Raw genomic sequence first — 16,018 nt, 5'->3', positions numbered from 1 at the left:
GTGATGAGTCTGCCCGTCCGGCCCGCAAGCCGTCCGGCCGCACTGACCGTGTACCGGCAGGTCGCGGTGCACCGATCGCCGAGCGTCCGAGTGAAATCAGCAAGCGCCCGGCCAAGCCGACGCGCTCGGGTCCAAAGCTGGTTGATGATGCGCCGTCCGGCAAGCGTCGTGGCGCGCCGTCCGGTTCCGGTCAGCGTCCAGGCTTTGGCCGTCGCAAGCCTGAGTAAACCTGCGGCGCTGTGAAAAAACGCCAACCCCCAAAGGGTTGGCGTTTTTTTATGCCTGCAAATCACCTGGCCCTGTAGGAGCGAGCTCGCCTCGCGATCTTTTGATCTTCTAAAAGATCGCGAGGCAAGCTCGCTCCTACAAAATCAGGTTTCCAAGTGGAAAGATTTCTTTACGTCTCGTAAAGCTATCTCTACAAAATCAACAGGTTATCCGGCACAGCTGCCCGTTTTACCCCTTGTGTAAAGAATACTTTCCGGAAAACTGGCTGCTTGCACCATTTCTGACCGTTTATTGGCTTGTTTCGTCTTGCAAACGGCGGTGTGATGGGATCTTGCCTACGAGCGGGTGTACAATGCGCCGCGTTTTAACTGTGACCCAATTGCGTACCCGCGCTTTTTGCGCTGCTCAACCCCGTGATGAGTGGCCAAAACCTCGAGGCTAACCCGCCTTGTTAACTCCGCATCGCCACAAGCGTTGCGGGTTCGATTCCGTCACAGATAAAAACAAACAGGTGACGCATGACTCGTGAAACAACTTTGGATTCCTGGCGTCTGCGCTGGGGTTTGATGTGTGTTGTAGACCCTTCGATCACTGCCTCTGGTGCTCAAGCTACATCGCACTGAATCACATCAAACCTTGTGTGGAACGCTTTCAATGAGTGGAAAAACCTCGCAATCAGGTGAGCTTAAACGCGGCCTGAAAAATCGTCATATACAGTTGATTGCCCTCGGCGGCGCGATTGGTACTGGCCTGTTCCTCGGCTCGGCCGGGGTACTCAAATCGGCCGGTCCATCAATGATTCTGGGCTATGCCATCTGCGGCTTCATTGCCTTCATGATCATGCGCCAGCTCGGCGAAATGATCGTCGAAGAGCCTGTTGCCGGCTCCTTCAGCCACTTTGCGCATAAATATTGGGGCGGCTTTGCCGGCTTCCTGTCGGGTTGGAACTGCTGGGTGCTGTACATCCTGGTGGGCATGTCGGAGCTGACAGCGGTCGGTAAATACGTGCACTACTGGTGGCCCGAGATCCCGACCTGGGCCTCTGCGGCAGCCTTCTTCGTGCTGATCAATGTAATCAACCTGACCAACGTCAAAGTGTTTGGTGAGGCCGAGTTCTGGTTCGCGATCATCAAAGTCGTGGCCATTATCGGCATGATCGCCCTGGGCAGTTACTTGCTCACCAGTGGTAGCGGCGGCCCACAAGCTTCCGTCAGCAACCTGTGGTCGCATGGTGGTTTCTTCCCGCACGGCGTGACCGGTTTGCTGATGGCCATGGCCTTCATCATGTTCTCGTTCGGTGGTCTGGAAATGCTCGGTTTCACCGCCGCAGAAGCCGACAAACCGCGCACCGTGATCCCTAAAGCGATCAACCAGGTGATCTACCGCATCCTGATTTTCTACATCGGTGCACTGGTGGTTCTGCTGTCGCTGACCCCGTGGGACTCGCTGCTTGAAACCCTCAACGCTGGTGGCGACAGCTACAGCAGCAGCCCGTTTGTACAAGTGTTCTCGATGCTGGGCAGCAACACCGCAGCGAACATCCTCAACTTCGTGGTGCTGACCGCGGCGTTGTCGGTGTACAACAGCGGTACCTACTGCAACAGCCGTATGTTGCTGGGCATGGCGCAGCAGGGCGATGCGCCTAAAGCGCTGGCCAAGATCGACAAGCGCGGCGTGCCGGTCAATGCCATTCTGGCTTCGGCAGCAGTGACGGTGATTGCGGTACTGCTCAACTACTGGATGCCGCACGACGCGCTGGAACTGCTGATGTCGCTGGTGGTTGCGACGCTGGTGATCAACTGGGCGATGATCAGCTACTCGCACTTCAAGTTCCGCCAGCACATGAACAAAACCGCGCAAACCCCGTTGTTCAAGGCACTGTGGTACCCGTACGGCAACTACATCTGCCTGGCGTTTGTGGCGTTCATTCTGGTGATCATGCTGTTGATCCCGGGCATTCGCATCTCGGTGTTCGCAATGCCGATTTGGGTGGCCTTTATGGGGCTCTGCTACTGGTTGAAACCCAAGCGTGTTGAACAAGCCTCTACCGAGGTTTACAGCCCGGCCAAGTAAATTGATCGGTTAAACAACACACCCGGCCACCGCGCCGGGTGTGTTGTTTGTGGGGTATGCTGCACGCCCTGCTGATGGACCTTTGTAATGCTGGTGATTTCCAACAACGTGCATATCCCCGATGCCGAAATCGAACTGACGGCTATTCGTGCCCAGGGCGCGGGCGGGCAGAACGTCAACAAAGTCTCAAGCGCCATGCATTTGCGCTTCGACATCCCCAACTCATCCTTGCCGCCTTTTTACAAAGAGCGACTGCTGGCGCTGCGTGACAGCCGCATCACCAGTGACGGGGTGTTGATCATCAAGGCGCAGCAATACCGCACCCAGGAGCAGAACCGGGCGGATGCGTTGGAGCGTTTGCTTGAATTGATCGTGAGCGCGACCAAAGTCGAAAAAAAGCGCCGCCCGACCAAGCCGACCCTGGGCTCAAAAAAGCGACGCCTCGAATCCAAGACCAAACGCGGAAGTATCAAGGCGGGGCGGGGCAAGGTGGACTTTTAAAGTCAAAAGCCCTCAGCCAGAGGGAGAGGGTTGTTCTTAGCTGCCTCGTGCAAGCTTTGCCTGCCGATACAAGTAAACACTCAGCAGCACCCCGCTAAACGACGCCAGTGCTGCAAACAGGAAGATCGAGGTAAAGCCAAAACCTGCTGCCACCGCGCCCACCAGCGGCCCGGTGATGCCCAATGACAGATCGATAAACAGCGAGTAGGCGCCCACCGCTGCGCCTCGGCTGGAGGCGGGCACCAGGTTGACCGCTTCAACGCCCAGCGCCGGAAACACCAGCGAAAAGCCAAAACCGCTCAGCGCCGCACCGGCCAAGGCCAGATGCGGGTCAGGCGCCAGCCATAGCAACAGCAAGCCCAGGGTTTCGACGCTCAGGCAGGCAATGGCGACGCGAAAGCCGCCGAGGCGGTTGATCATGTTGCCAAACAGCAAGCGCGCACTGATAAAACTGGCGCCAAACAGGCTCAGGCACAGCGCGGCGTTTTCCCAGTGGTTGGTGGCGTAATACAGGGTGATAAAGGTGGCGATGGTGCCAAAACCAATCGAACCCAGCGCCAAACCTGTACCGTGGGGCAGCACCCGGCCCAGCACATGTAGAAACGGCAAGCGTACGCCGCTGACAATGGGCGCGGCCACTTTTGGCCAGGCCAACAGCAAGCCCAGCGTGGCCAGGGCAATGATGCTCACGCCCAGGCTCCACATGCCCAAATGCCCGACCATCACCACGCCCAGGGGTGCGCCAATGGCAATGGCGCCGTAGCTGGCGATGCCGTTCCAGGAAATCACCTTGGCGGTGTGGGCAGCGCCTACCCGGCCAATGCCCCAGCCGATCGACCCCGAACCCACCAGGCTTTCAGCGCTGCCCAGCACCAGCCGGCCCAACAGCAGGCTGGCCAGGCTCCAGGCAGGTGCCGCCGCCAGCCAGCTTGAGGTCAGCATCAACACACCGCTCAAGCCGCAACCGGCCAGTCCGTACATGACCGCGCGTTTGCTGCCCTGGTTATCGATGATGCGGCTGGCGTAAGGGCGGCTCAGGAGCGTGGCCAGATATTGCACGCTGATCACCAGCCCGGCGATGACCGTGCCATAGCCCAGGTGGTTGTGAACGTAACCGGGCAATACGGCCAGCGGGATGCCGATGTTCAAATAGCCGATAAAGGTAAACAGAACGATGGAAACCACTTGCAGCGTGATTGCCATAGGGCGTTGTGTTTCAGGCATTGGGTAGGGGTCCTGCGGGGAGCGGTAAGGTGCAGATTACAACGGTGCAACCAATTGTGTCGCAATTAAAGCAGCCAGTGCGTTTTCCTGGGTGCCGAAGCGCTTAAGCAGCAGGGCCTGCTTTTGTGGGCTGAGACGCTCCCAGAGCTCGATCATTTTTTCGGCGGTGCCGATCAGGACGCTGGCCTGGGTGTCGCTGAAGGTGTCAGTCACGCTGTTGTCCGCGAGAAGAGGAGGGTGCCGCAATTGTGTCAGGCGGTATGAAAAACCTGAAGCTTTTCGCACCGCCTGATAGATGGCCGGTCAGTCTTCGCTGTCGGCCTGGAGGCTGTCTTGAGCCTCTTCCAGTGCGGGGTTTTCGCCACTGGTGTGTTGCGGGGTTGGCTGCTGAGTTTCATGCAGGCTTGGGAAGGGGAGGTTTGGGATCTCGTGCATCGTCGCGCTCCTCGTAAGGTGTGTTTTTAAATCGCTGGGTAAATCGGCGCTTTTAAAAAGCAAGGGCAGGATACAGGAGGGAGTGTGACAATTTGTCTTTTTATTGCGTCTGGCGCCGATTGTGGCGATTTATTCATCTTGTAACAGGCCTGTAGGAGCGAGCTTGCCTCGCGATCTTTTAAACGCTCAAAAGATCGCGAGGCAAGCTCGCTCCTACAGGTTTTTTAGTGCTGGCAGACCTGTGCAATAGCCTTGGCGAGCAACTCCAGACGGGTGCCATCGACCCCGGCCATGTTGGCGCGGCCTGAGCCGACCATGTAAACGCTGTGTTTTTCACGCAGCACTTGCACTTGCTCGGTGCTCAACCCGGTGTACGAGAACATCCCGCGTTGCTGGTTGATGTGCGCAAAGCGCTCTGCCAGACCGAATGGCGTCAGCGCCTCGACCAGGCCGCTGCGCAGTTGCGCGATGCGGCTGCGCATGGCTTCCACCTCGGCGGCCCATTGCGCCTTGAGCTGCGCATCACCGAGGATGGTCGCCACCACGGCGGCGCCATGATCAGGCGGGTTGGACCACAAGTTACGCGCCAGATACGCCAGTTGGCTGCGCACATCGGTCAGTTTTTCGGCGTCATTGGCACACACGATCAACGCGCCGACACGCTCACGGTACAGACCGAAGTTCTTCGAGCAAGAGCTGGTGATCAGCACTTCAGGCAGTTCGCTCACGAACAGGCGAGTTGACCAGGCATCTTCTTCCAGCCCGTCGCCGAAGCCCTGATAAGCAAAGTCGATCAGGGGCAGCAGTTCGCGCCGACGCACGACATCCAGCACCTGCAGCCAGTCGTCTTGCGACAGGTCAAAGCCGGTCGGGTTGTGGCAGCACGCGTGCAGCAACACCACGTCGCCCTTGGGTACATGCTCCAGGGCGTGAAGCATGGCGGCTACGTTGAGGGTGTTGTCGCGGCCCACGTACGGGTAGTGACCCACCTTCAGCCCGGCTTCGGCAAAAATGCTTTCGTGGATCGGCCAGGTCGGGTCGCTCAGCCAGATCCCGCGCCCTGGCAGGCAGTGCGCGATAAAGTCGGCCACTAGACGCAATGCGCCGGTACCGCCCGGCGTTTGCGTGGCGCCCGCACGTTTGGCCGCCAGCAGTGGCGAATCAGTGCCCAGTACCAGCTCGCTGATCAGTTGGCCAAAACGGCTGTCGCCGTGGCCGCCGATGTAGGTTTTGGTCTGCTGCTGATCCACCAGGCGCTGTTCGGCCTGTTTGACCGACTGCAAAATCGGCGTCAGGCCGCTGGCGTCTTTGTACACGCCCACGCCCAGATCGAACTTGTTGGGGTTACTGTCCTGGTTGTAGGCGTCGATCAACCCCAGAATGGGATCGCCCGGCACCCGACCAATTGTTGCGAAATGCATTACTTGCGACCCTCGGCAGTGTTGGCCACGTCATCAGTACGTGCGGCCATGATGAAGTCGTTGCGGTGCAGGCCTTTGATCGAGTGGCTCCACCAGGTCACGGTGACTTTGCCCCACTCGGTCAGCAGACCTGGGTGATGGCCTTCTGCTTCCGAGATTTCGCCAACGGCGTTGGTAAACGCCAGGGCGTAGTTGAAATTCTTGAACAGAAAAACCTTTTCCAACTGCATGATGCCGTCGCGAACTTCGATATTCCAGTCCGGAATCTGCTTGATCAGAATCGGCAACTCTTCGTCGCTGACCTGTGGAGCATCGGCGCGGCAGGCTTCGCAGTGGGCTTGGTTCAATGTGTTCATGGTGTATTCCTGAAATCGATTTTTATTGGTCTTGAATAAAGAGGGTTAAGCCGCTTTCGGCTTGGGCGGGAACTTGGGTGCATGCAGCCCCAGTTCCATGCCTTTTTCAACCATGCCCATGATGTCTTCGTGGGCCAGGTCAAACAGGCGCTTCAAATCCGGCAGAACAAAATACAGCGGCTGCAAAATATCAATTCGATACGGGGTGCGCATGGCTTCCAGCGGATCGAATGGCTGATGCTCAGGTTCTGACGACAGGCTGTAAACCGTTTCTTTAGGCGAAGACAGAATTCCGCCGCCATACACGCGTTTGCCTTCAGGGGTATTCACCAGCCCGAACTCGATGGTCATCCAGTACAGGCGGGCCAGATACACGCGCTGTTCTTTGCTGGCTTGCAGGCCAAGCTTGCCATAGGTGTGGGTGAATTCCGCAAACCATGGGTTAGTCAGCAGCGGGCAATGGCCAAAAATCTCGTGGAAAATATCCGGCTCTTGCAGGTAATCCAGTTCTTCACGGGTGCGAATAAACGTTGCTACCGGGAACTGCTTGTTGGCCAGTAATTCGAAAAAAGTCTGGAAGGGGATCAGTGCCGGCACGCGGGCAACTTGCCAGCCGGTGGTTTCGCCCAGCACTTTATTGATCTCGCCCAGTTGCGGGATGCGGTCGTGGGGCAGGCCGAGTTTGTCGATGCCTTGCAGGTACTCAGGGCAGGCACGGCCTTCGAGCAATTTGAGCTGGCGGGTAATCAGCGTATTCCACACCCCGTGTTCCTCGGGTGTGTAGTCGATAAAGCCATTGGCATTCGGCTCACGGGCGACGTATTTCGTTTGCTTCATGGTGCTCTCCGCAGAGAAATCGTTTTTATTGTTCTGTCAGGGACGGCGCGTATTCGTTGGTTAAGTGATATCCCAAGTGCTGGGAGGATGCAGCCGGACAAGCGTGTCTATTACCGGAATGGTGTGCGTATTCCGTAAATAATTCGTTACGACAAGGCAATTGAACTGTCATTCTTGCGTGAGTAATTGCAAAATCGTCAAAAAATCGTGACAGCGAAATGCTCTCCCGAACAAAAAACACCCCTGTAGGAGCGAGCTCGCCTCGCGATCTTTTAAAAAGATCAACAGATCGCGAGGCAAGCTCGCTCCTACAACAAAGACACAGCCGAGCCTTGCCCCATGCGTATCAAAGTCCACTGCCAAAACCGGATTGGCATCCTGCGTGACATCCTCAACCTGTTGGTGGCCTACGGCATCAACGTCAAGCGCGGCGAGGTGGGCGGCGACCAGGGCAATGCGATCTATCTGTTTTGCCCTAACCTGATCAACCTTCAGTTTCAGGCACTGCGCCCCAAATTTGAAACGATCGCCGGGGTTTTTGGCGTCAAACGCGTAGGGCTGATGCCCAGCGAACGCAGGCACATGGAACTCAACGCCTTGCTCGGCGCACTGGAATTCCCCGTGCTCTCCATCGATATGGGCGGCTCGATTGTGGCGGCCAACCGTGCGGCAGCGCAGTTGCTCGGCGTGCGCGTCGATGAAGTGCCGGGCATTGCCCTGTCGCGCTACGCCGAAGACTTCGACTTGCCGGAGCTGGTGCGGGCCAACAAATCGCGGATCAACGGCCTGCGGGTCAAGATCAAGGGGCATGTGTTCCTCGCTGACATCGCGCCGCTGCAACTGGAGCACGATGACAGCGAAGCCATGGCTGGCGCGGTGCTCACCTTGCATCGAGCTGACCGTCTGGGTGAGCAGATCTACAACGTGCGCAAGCAGGAACTGCGCGGCTTCGACAGTATTTTCCAAAGCTCAAAAGTCATGGCCGCGGTGGTCCGTGAAGCCCGACGTATGGCGCCGCTGGATGCGCCTCTATTAATAGAAGGCGAAACCGGCACCGGCAAAGAATTGCTGGCGCGCGCCTGTCACCTGGCCAGCCCGCGGGGGCAATCGCCGCTGATGGCGCTCAACTGCGCCGGTTTGCCCGAGTCGATGGCCGAAACCGAACTGTTTGGCTACGGGCCGGGTGCATTCGAAGGGGCGCGGGCCGAGGGCAAGTTGGGGCTGTTGGAACTGACCGCAGGCGGTACGTTGTTTCTGGATGGCGTGGGCGAAATGAGCCCGCGTTTGCAGGTCAAGTTGCTGCGTTTTCTGCAGGACGGTTGCTTTCGCCGTGTCGGCAGCGACGAAGAGGTCTACCTCGATGTGCGCGTGATGTGCGCCACGCAGGTGGATTTGTCTGAGCTGTGCGCCCGTGGCGAATTCCGTCAGGACCTTTACCACCGCCTCAACGTATTGTCGTTGCACATCCCGCCGCTGCGCGATTGCCTGGATGGCCTTGAGCCGTTGGTCGAGCATTTTCTCGATCAGGCCAGTCGGCAAATTGGCTGTGCGTTGCCGCGCCTCGCTCCGGCGGCCATGGACCGTTTGAGCCACTACCATTGGCCGGGCAACGTGCGGCAATTGGAAAACGTGTTGTTCCAGGCGGTGTCGCTGTGCGATGGCGGCGTGGTCAAGGCCGAACACATCCGCTTGCCGGATTACGGCGTGCGCCAGCCGCTGGGTGAGTTCTCGATGGAAGGCGGGCTGGATCAAATCGTCGGGCGCTTTGAAAAAGCCGTGTTGGAGCGGCTGTACTCCGAACACCCAAGCAGCCGCCTGCTGGGCAAGCGTTTGGGCGTATCCCACACCACCATTGCCAACAAACTGCGCGAGCACGACATCATCAAGCCTGGTCGGGATTAAAAACGCGAAAACCTTGTGGGAGCGGGCTTGCTCGCGATTGGAACGATGCGCAGTGTCAAGTACACCGAGTCGCTTGCATCGCGAGCAAGCCCGCTCCCACCGTTTTTTGTGCCGAACAGGCCGCCCTTTGCCGCAACCGGCATAACCACGCCGGTTTGCCATTTCTGTGACGCCACATAACCCTCCTCAAGCCCCGCCAGCACGGCCTTTTCACCGTCAATAAAAAGTTGGTGCGCAAATTGCTAGTACCCATTCAGTACAGCGGTGGGCGGCAAGCGTCCGTCAGGCAGAGGAATGAGTGTGGACAAGTACCTTTATGTGGCAATGACCGGCGCCAGTCAGAATGCTCTGGCGCAAAAGGCACATGCCAACAATCTGGCGAACATCTCAACCAACGGCTTTCAGCGCGATCTGGAACAGGCGCGCTCGATGCCGGTGTTTGGCGACAGCTTTCCTGCGCGGGCCTTTGCCATGACCGAGCGACCTGCCACGGATTTCACGCCGGGTGCGCTGGTGCAAACCGGGCGTGACCTGGACATCGCCGTCAAAGGCGATGGCTGGCTGGCCGTGCAGGCCCCCGATGGCAGCGAAGCCTATGTGCGCACCGCCAGCATGAATGTCGACTCGCTGGGCATTCTGCGGGCCGGCAACGGCATGCCGGTCATGGGCAACGGCGGGCCGATCGCCGTGCCGCCGCAGCAGCAAATTGAAGTGGGCGAAGACGGCACCATCAGCATTCGCGCCATGGGCGAGGGCCCGCGCGTGATGGCTGAAGTGGACCGCATCAAGCTGGTTCAACCGGACCTGCGCTCCATGACTAAAGGCCTCGACGGTCTGATCCACACCGCCAACGGCCAGCCTGCGCCATTCGACGCCAATGTGCGGGTGACCTCGGGGTTTCTGGAGGCCAGCAACGTGAATGCCGTCGAAGAGATGACCTCGGTGCTGGCCCTGTCCAAGCAGTTCGAGTTGCACATCAAAATGATGAACACCGCCAAAGAAGACGACCAGGCCATGACTCGCGTCCTGGCCATGAGCTAATTACTGACACGTTGCGCCGAAAAACCGGCGCACGAGGAGAGCACGCATGCTTCCGGCACTGTGGGTTGCAAAAACGGGTTTGGCTGCACAAGACACCAACCTGACGACAATTTCCAACAACTTGGCCAACGTCTCGACCACCGGCTTCAAGCGTGATCGTGCTGAGTTCCAGGACTTGCTCTACCAGATCAAACGCCAGCCCGGCGCGCAATCGACCCAAGACAGCGAGCTGCCTTCCGGCCTGCAACTGGGTACCGGTGTGCGCATTGTCGGCACGCAAAAGAACTTCACCGCCGGTAGCCTGCAAACCACCGAGCAGCCGCTGGACATGGCCATAAATGGCCGTGGGTTTTTCCAGATCATGCAGCCCGACGGGACCACGGCCTACACCCGTGACGGTACTTTTCACCTCGATTCCAACGGCCAGATCGTCACCGCCAGCGGTTTCACCCTGGAGCCTGCGATTGTCGTGCCTGCCGATGCCGAGACGTTCACCGTCGGCCAGGACGGCACTGTGTCGGTCACCGTGCCCGGCAACGCCGCTGCGCAGATCATCGGCAACCTGCAAACCGCCGACTTTATCAACCCGGCCGGCTTGCAGGCACAGGGCGGCAACCTGTTCCTGGAGACCGCCTCCAGCGGCGCGCCGCAAATCGGCACGCCGGGCCTGAACGGTTTCGGCACCACCATGCAGAACACCCTCGAAACCTCAAACGTCAGCACCGTTGAAGAGATGGTCAACATGATCACCACCCAACGCGCTTACGAGATGAACTCCAAAGTGATCTCCACCGCCGATCAAATGTTGTCGTTTGTGACGCAAAATCTGTAATTACGTGAAGCGGGAGAGGTCATGAAACGCTTTATTTCTGTTCTGGCACTGGGTGGCGTTACTTTTCTGGCGGGCTGTGTCAGCCCGCCGCCACGCCCTAACGATCCGTACTACGCCCCGGTACTGCCGCGCACACCGCTGCCGGCTGCGGCGAACAACGGTTCGATTTACCAGGCCGGTTTTGAACAGAACCTGTACAGCGACCGCAAGGCATTCCGGGTGGGTGACATCATCACCATCACCTTGAACGAGCGCACCCAGGCGAGCAAAAACGCCAACTCGGCCATCGGTAAAAACAGCAACACCAACATCGGCCTGACCTCGCTGTTCGGTGGCGGCATGACCACCAACAACCCGTTGGGCGGTGCTGACCTGAGCCTCAACGCAGGCTACAGCGGCAGCCGCGCCACCAAGGGCGACAGCAAGGCCGGGCAGGGCAACAGTCTGACCGGTTCGATCACCGTGACCGTGGCCGACGTTCTGCCTAACGGCATCATCGCCGTGCGCGGCGAGAAGTGGATGACCTTGAACACTGGCGACGAACTGGTGCGAATCGCCGGGCTGGTCCGGGCGGATGACATCTCTACCGACAATACCGTGTCCTCGACCCGCGTGGCCGATGCGCGCATTACCTACTCGGGGACGGGCTCGTTTGCCGATGCCAGCCAGCCGGGCTGGTTTGACCGCTTCTTCCTTAGCCCACTGTTTCCTTTCTGACCGGACCGACCATGCCGAACCTCAAGCACCTGCTGGCAGCCGTACTGCTGCTGTCGACAACCCTGGGCGCTCACGCCGAGCGGTTGAAAGACATCGCCAGCATTTCGGGCGTGCGCTCCAACCAATTGATTGGGTATGGCCTGGTGGTCGGGCTGAATGGCACGGGCGACCAGACCACGCAAACGCCATTCACCCTGCAGACCTTCAATAACATGCTCTCGCAGTTCGGCATTAAAGTGCCGCCGGGTTCGGGCAACGTGCAGTTGAAAAACGTCGCCGCAGTGTCAGTCAGTGCCGACTTGCCCGCGTTCGCCAAGCCGGGGCAGGTGATCGACATCACTGTGTCGTCCATCGGTAACTCAAAAAGCCTGCGCGGCGGCACGCTGTTGCTGACCCCGCTCAAGGGTATTGACGGCAACGTCTACGCCGTTGCCCAAGGCAATCTGGTGGTCGGCGGTTTTGACGCGGAAGGCCGCGACGGCTCGAAAATCACCGTCAACGTACCGTCAGCCGGGCGCATTCCGGGCGGTGCTTCGGTTGAGCGGGCCGTACCCAGCGGTTTCAATCAGGGCAACAGCCTGACCCTGAACCTCAACCGTTCCGACTTCACCACCGCCAAGCGCGTGGTCGATAAGATCAACGACCTGCTGGGGCCCGGTGTGGCCCAGGCGATTGACGGCGGCTCGATCCGCGTCACCGCGCCCTTGGACCCAAGCCAGCGCGTTGACTACCTGTCGATTCTGGAAAACCTCGAAGTGGATCCGGGCCAGGCCGTGGCCAAGGTCATTATCAACTCGCGCACCGGCACCATCGTGATCGGGCAAAACGTCAAGGTATCGCCTGCGGCAGTGACCCACGGCAGCTTGACCGTGACCATCACTGAAGACCCGATCGTCAGCCAGCCGGGCCCATTGTCCAACGGCCAGACGGCGGTAGTACCGCGCTCGCGGATCAACGCCCAGCAAGAAGCCAAGCCGATGTTCAAGTTCGGCCCGGGCACCACCCTCGACGAAATCGTCCGGGCGGTGAATCAGGTGGGCGCGGCGCCGGGGGACCTGATGGCGATCCTCGAAGCCCTGAAACAGGCCGGCGCCTTGCAAGCCGACCTGATCGTGATCTGAGGCCAACGGCATGGACATGCGTAAGAGTGGCGTCGTCAGTGACAGCGATTCGGGGGCGTTCAGCGACCTCAATCGTCTGAACAACCTGAAGGTGGGCGACCGTAACAGCGACGGCAATATGCGCAAGGTTGCGCAGGAATTCGAGTCGCTGTTCCTCAACGAAATGCTCAAGTCCATGCGTTCGGCCAACGAAGTGCTGGGCAAGGACAACCCGCTGAACACGCCTGCGGCCAAGCAGTATCAGGAAATGTACGACCAGCAACTGTCGGTGACCTTGTCACGCCAGGGCGGCGGCATTGGCTTGGCCGATGTGCTGATGCGCCAGATGTCGAAAAACCAATCGGTGGTGCCGGGTGACGTACCCGCCACGCCTGCGGTGGCCGCAGAAACCAAGGCCGCAGCGCCTGCGACGACCACCACCAACAGCCCGTTCGTGCGCTCCAACGGCCAGCGCGCCTTGTGGGCTGCACGGGTGGCCACGCCTGCGGTCGATGGCGGGCACAAAAATGACATGGCGATGCTCAATCAGCGTCGTCTGGCGTTACCGAGCAAATTGACTGACCGCCTGTTGGCTGGAATTGTGCCGTCGGCTGACCCGGCGCGTTCCACCCTCAACACCAGCACCGTACCGGGCCGCACCAGCCCGGCGCTGGACGCGGTGATCAAAGGCAGCCGTCAGCCAATGCTCAGTGCCTCCGGGGTGCATGGGCGCATGCAGATTTATGGCCGCGCCGTGGCCCAGCCGCCGTTGGCACCGGCCAAACAAGCCTTTGAATCGCCGGATGCGTTCGTTGCCACCATGTTGCCGATGGCGCAGCAGGCAGCCGATCGAATCGGCGTCGACCCGTTGTACCTGGTGGCGCAAGCGGCGCTGGAAACCGGTTGGGGCAAATCGGTGATGCGTCAACAAAACGGCAACAGCAGTTACAACCTGTTCGGCATCAAGGCCACCGGCAATTGGCAGGGCGCGCAGGCGCGGGCCATTACCAGTGAGTTTCGCGACGGGCAGATGGTCAAGGAGACGGCGGACTTCCGTTCCTACAACTCCTACCAAGACAGCTTCCACGACCTGGTGACCCTGCTGCAGAGCAACAATCGTTATAAAGATGTGCTCAACGCAGCCGATAAACCAGAGCAGTTTGTTCGTGAACTGCAGAAGGCCGGTTACGCGACCGACCCTGAGTACGCGAGCAAGATTTCGCAGATTGCCAAGCAAATGAAAACCTACCAGAGCTACGTCTCGACGGGTTCTCTCACGCATTTATAAGGTTTGAACCATGGCGAGTTTGATCAACATCGGGATGTCGGGGCTTAACGCCAGCCAAGGGGCCTTGGCCACCGTGGGCAATAACATTGCCAACGCCAATACCTCGGGCTACTCGCGTCAGCAAGTGGTGCAGAGCAGCGCGGGCTCGCAGCAGGTGAGCGGGGTGTTTATCGGCACCGGAACTACCCTGGCCGACGTACGCCGGGTGTATAACTCCTACCTCGACGCCCAGTTGCAAGCCACCACATCGCTCAACGGCGACGCCCAGGCGTATCTCGACCAGATCGGCTCGATCGACAAACTGCTCTCGGACAAAAGCACCGGTGTGTCGTCGGCACTGAACAGCTTTTTTGCCTCCCTGCAAACAGCGGCCGGGGCGCCAGGCGACAGCTCCACGCGCCAACTGCTGCTGACCAATGCGCAAACCCTGAGCAACCGCTTCAACTCGATTTCGACTCAGCTCAATCAGCAAAACGACGGCATCAACAGCCAGCTGGACACCCTGACCTCGATGGTCAACCAGCACACGGCCACCATCGCCTCGCTGAACAAGCAAATTGCCCAGGCCACCACGGCGGGCAACACCCCCAACGACCTGATGGATGCCCGCAACGAAGCGGTGCGCACCCTCAACGAGTTGGTCGGGGTGTCGGTTCAAGAGCACGACAACGTGTACGACATCACCCTCGGCACCGGTCAGGCGCTGGTGCAGGGCAACACTTCGAACACCTTGTCGGCGGTGCCGGGCAAAACCGACAAAAGCCAGTTCAGCATCCAGATCAACTACCCGCAGTCCAGCTCCGACGTCACTTCGGTGCTCACCGGCGGCAAAATCGGCGGCCTGCTGCGTTATCGCGAAGACGTGCTGGCCCCGTCCATCAATGAGCTGGGGCGCACGGCCATCGTGTTGGCCGATGCCTTCAACCAGCAGTTGGGGCAGGGGCTGGACGCCAACGGCGAATTTGGCTCATCCCTGTTCAGCAGCATCAACAGTGACAAGGCGATCAGCCAGCGCAGCCTGGCCGCGACCGGCAACAGCGCAGGCTCGGGCAACCTTGACGTAAAAATCACCAACAGCGGTGCACTGACCACCTACGACTATCAGGTCACATTCACCAGCGACAACGAATACACGGTCAAGCGCTCGGACGGCACCAACATGGGTGCCTTCAAGCTCGATCAAGACCCGCCGGCAGTGATCGACGGCTTCAGCATGAGCCTCAATGGCGGCGCGTTGAGCAAGGGCGACAGCTTCAAAGTCAGCCCCACCGCCAATGGCGCCAGCAGCCTCAATGTGCAAATGACCGATGCCAGTAAATTGGCGTTTGCCGGACCTTTGGTGGCCGTTAAAGGCGGTTCCAACAGCGGCACCGGCGCCGCGAGCGGCCTGAGCCTGTCGCAGGCGCTGAATATTTATGGCGGCGCGGACTTGGGCAAAGCGCAAAGTGAAATCGAAGGCGCGATGCCAGTGCGCATTGCCTTTGACGAAGCCAGCGGCGGCACCCAGGGCTATCGCATCCTCAATGAAAAGGGCGAGAAGATAGGCGAGGGCACCATCGTTCCGGGCCAGGACAACAAAGTCACGATCAAGGTGCCGGTGCTCGATGCCTCAGGCGCGGCGGTGACCAACCCGGACGGCACGCCAAAAACCGTCAACTTCGACACCACCCTCAGCGGTTCGCCGGCCAAAGGGGACAGTTTTGATATTCGCTTCAACAAGGACGGCAAGGCGGACAACAGCAACGCCAACCAACTGTTGGGCCTGCAAACCAAACAGACCGTGGGCGTGACCGGCGGCGGGGGCGGGGCGAGCCTCGGCACCTCGTACAGCCAGTTGGTCTCCAAGGTCGGCGGCAAAGCCAGCCAGGCCAGCGTCGACGGCACCGCCAACACGGCCGCCCTGGCGTACGCCACGCAAACCCGCAACTCGGTGTCGCAGGTCAACCTGGACGAAGAAGCTTCCAACTTGGTCAAGTTCCAGCAGTACTACACCGCATCGTCGCAAATCATCAAAGCGGCGCAAGAAACCTTCAGCACGCTGATCAACAGTCTTTAAGGGAGCA

The 16,018-nt window shown here is 59.4% G+C and carries 15 protein-coding genes and 1 pseudogene; 10 read left to right on the top strand and 6 right to left on the bottom strand.

What is annotated here, in order from left to right; translation table 11 throughout:
* The 3 genes and pseudogenes from GHO25_RS21105 to arfB form a co-directional block, all read left to right on the top strand.
* Positions 1-227: pseudogene (locus tag GHO25_RS21105) on the top strand (23S rRNA pseudouridylate synthase B); the annotation flags it as partial.
* 655 nt (positions 228-882) lie between these two features.
* Positions 883-2,301 carry an amino acid permease gene (locus tag GHO25_RS21100; RefSeq protein WP_048371468.1) on the top strand — a complete coding sequence of 473 codons (1,419 nt, stop codon included), beginning with the start codon at positions 883-885 and terminating at the stop codon, positions 2,299-2,301.
* 87 nt (positions 2,302-2,388) lie between these two features.
* Positions 2,389-2,802 (top strand): alternative ribosome rescue aminoacyl-tRNA hydrolase ArfB, encoded by a 414-nt coding sequence (arfB, locus tag GHO25_RS21095; RefSeq protein ID WP_048371466.1) that lies wholly within the window; start codon positions 2,389-2,391, stop codon positions 2,800-2,802.
* A gap of 36 nt (positions 2,803-2,838) precedes the next feature.
* Here the strand turns inward: arfB and GHO25_RS21090 are convergent, their stop codons facing one another.
* The 6 genes from GHO25_RS21090 to phhA form a co-directional block, all read right to left on the bottom strand.
* Complete coding sequence (locus tag GHO25_RS21090; RefSeq protein WP_048386086.1) at positions 2,839-4,026, bottom strand: MFS transporter; 1,188 nt, start codon at positions 4,024-4,026, stop codon at positions 2,839-2,841.
* 36 nt (positions 4,027-4,062) lie between these two features.
* Positions 4,063-4,239: a hypothetical protein gene (locus GHO25_RS21085; RefSeq protein ID WP_088500399.1), complete on the bottom strand. Its 177-nt coding sequence runs from the start codon at positions 4,237-4,239 to the stop codon at positions 4,063-4,065.
* A 90-nt stretch (positions 4,240-4,329) separates the two neighbouring features.
* Positions 4,330-4,461 (bottom strand): hypothetical protein, encoded by a 132-nt coding sequence (locus tag GHO25_RS26640; RefSeq protein ID WP_256665532.1) that lies wholly within the window; start codon positions 4,459-4,461, stop codon positions 4,330-4,332.
* Between the two features lie 224 nt (positions 4,462-4,685).
* Complete coding sequence (locus tag GHO25_RS21080; protein ID WP_153392212.1) at positions 4,686-5,882, bottom strand: amino acid aminotransferase; 1,197 nt, start codon at positions 5,880-5,882, stop codon at positions 4,686-4,688.
* Positions 5,882-6,238 carry a 4a-hydroxytetrahydrobiopterin dehydratase gene (locus GHO25_RS21075; protein WP_153392210.1) on the bottom strand — a complete coding sequence of 119 codons (357 nt, stop codon included), beginning with the start codon at positions 6,236-6,238 and terminating at the stop codon, positions 5,882-5,884. Before GHO25_RS21075 ends, GHO25_RS21080 begins: the two co-directional genes overlap by 1 nt.
* 45 nt (positions 6,239-6,283) lie before the next feature.
* Complete coding sequence (gene phhA / locus GHO25_RS21070) at positions 6,284-7,075, bottom strand: phenylalanine 4-monooxygenase (protein WP_153392208.1); 792 nt, start codon at positions 7,073-7,075, stop codon at positions 6,284-6,286.
* Between the two features lie 339 nt (positions 7,076-7,414).
* Here phhA and GHO25_RS21065 point away from each other — a divergent pair, with 339 nt between their 5' ends.
* From GHO25_RS21065 to flgK, 7 genes are all read left to right on the top strand, one after another.
* On the top strand, positions 7,415-8,977 hold the full coding sequence (locus GHO25_RS21065) for a sigma-54-dependent transcriptional regulator (protein ID WP_048371457.1): 1,563 nt from the start codon (positions 7,415-7,417) through the stop codon (positions 8,975-8,977).
* 300 nt (positions 8,978-9,277) lie between these two features.
* Entirely contained in the window at positions 9,278-10,018 is a 741-nt protein-coding gene (locus GHO25_RS21060) for a flagellar basal body rod protein FlgF (protein ID WP_048371638.1), read from the top strand.
* 46 nt (positions 10,019-10,064) lie between these two features.
* Positions 10,065-10,850 (top strand): flagellar basal-body rod protein FlgG, encoded by a 786-nt coding sequence (flgG, locus tag GHO25_RS21055; protein ID WP_048371455.1) that lies wholly within the window; start codon positions 10,065-10,067, stop codon positions 10,848-10,850.
* Positions 10,851-10,871: 21 nt separating this feature from the next.
* Positions 10,872-11,567, top strand: coding sequence for a flagellar basal body L-ring protein FlgH (gene flgH, locus GHO25_RS21050; RefSeq protein ID WP_048371453.1), 696 nt, complete (start codon positions 10,872-10,874; stop codon positions 11,565-11,567).
* 11 nt (positions 11,568-11,578) lie between these two features.
* Positions 11,579-12,688, top strand: coding sequence for a flagellar basal body P-ring protein FlgI (locus GHO25_RS21045; RefSeq protein WP_153336744.1), 1,110 nt, complete (start codon positions 11,579-11,581; stop codon positions 12,686-12,688).
* A gap of 10 nt (positions 12,689-12,698) precedes the next feature.
* On the top strand, positions 12,699-13,955 hold the full coding sequence (gene flgJ, locus GHO25_RS21040; RefSeq protein ID WP_153392205.1) for a flagellar assembly peptidoglycan hydrolase FlgJ: 1,257 nt from the start codon (positions 12,699-12,701) through the stop codon (positions 13,953-13,955).
* Between the two features lie 10 nt (positions 13,956-13,965).
* The gene (gene flgK / locus GHO25_RS21035) at positions 13,966-16,011 is read left to right on the top strand and encodes a flagellar hook-associated protein FlgK (RefSeq protein ID WP_153392203.1); all 2,046 of its coding nucleotides are present in this window, start codon (positions 13,966-13,968) and stop codon (positions 16,009-16,011) included.
* Positions 16,012-16,018 lie beyond the last annotated feature (7 nt).

It is taken from the genome of Pseudomonas sp. FSL R10-1350 (genome assembly GCF_009600525.1).
Taxonomy (GTDB): Bacteria; Pseudomonadota; Gammaproteobacteria; order Pseudomonadales; family Pseudomonadaceae; genus Aquipseudomonas; species Aquipseudomonas helleri.
Note: the sequence above shows the minus strand (reverse complement) of the source record. Positions and strands in the feature narration are given on the sequence as shown.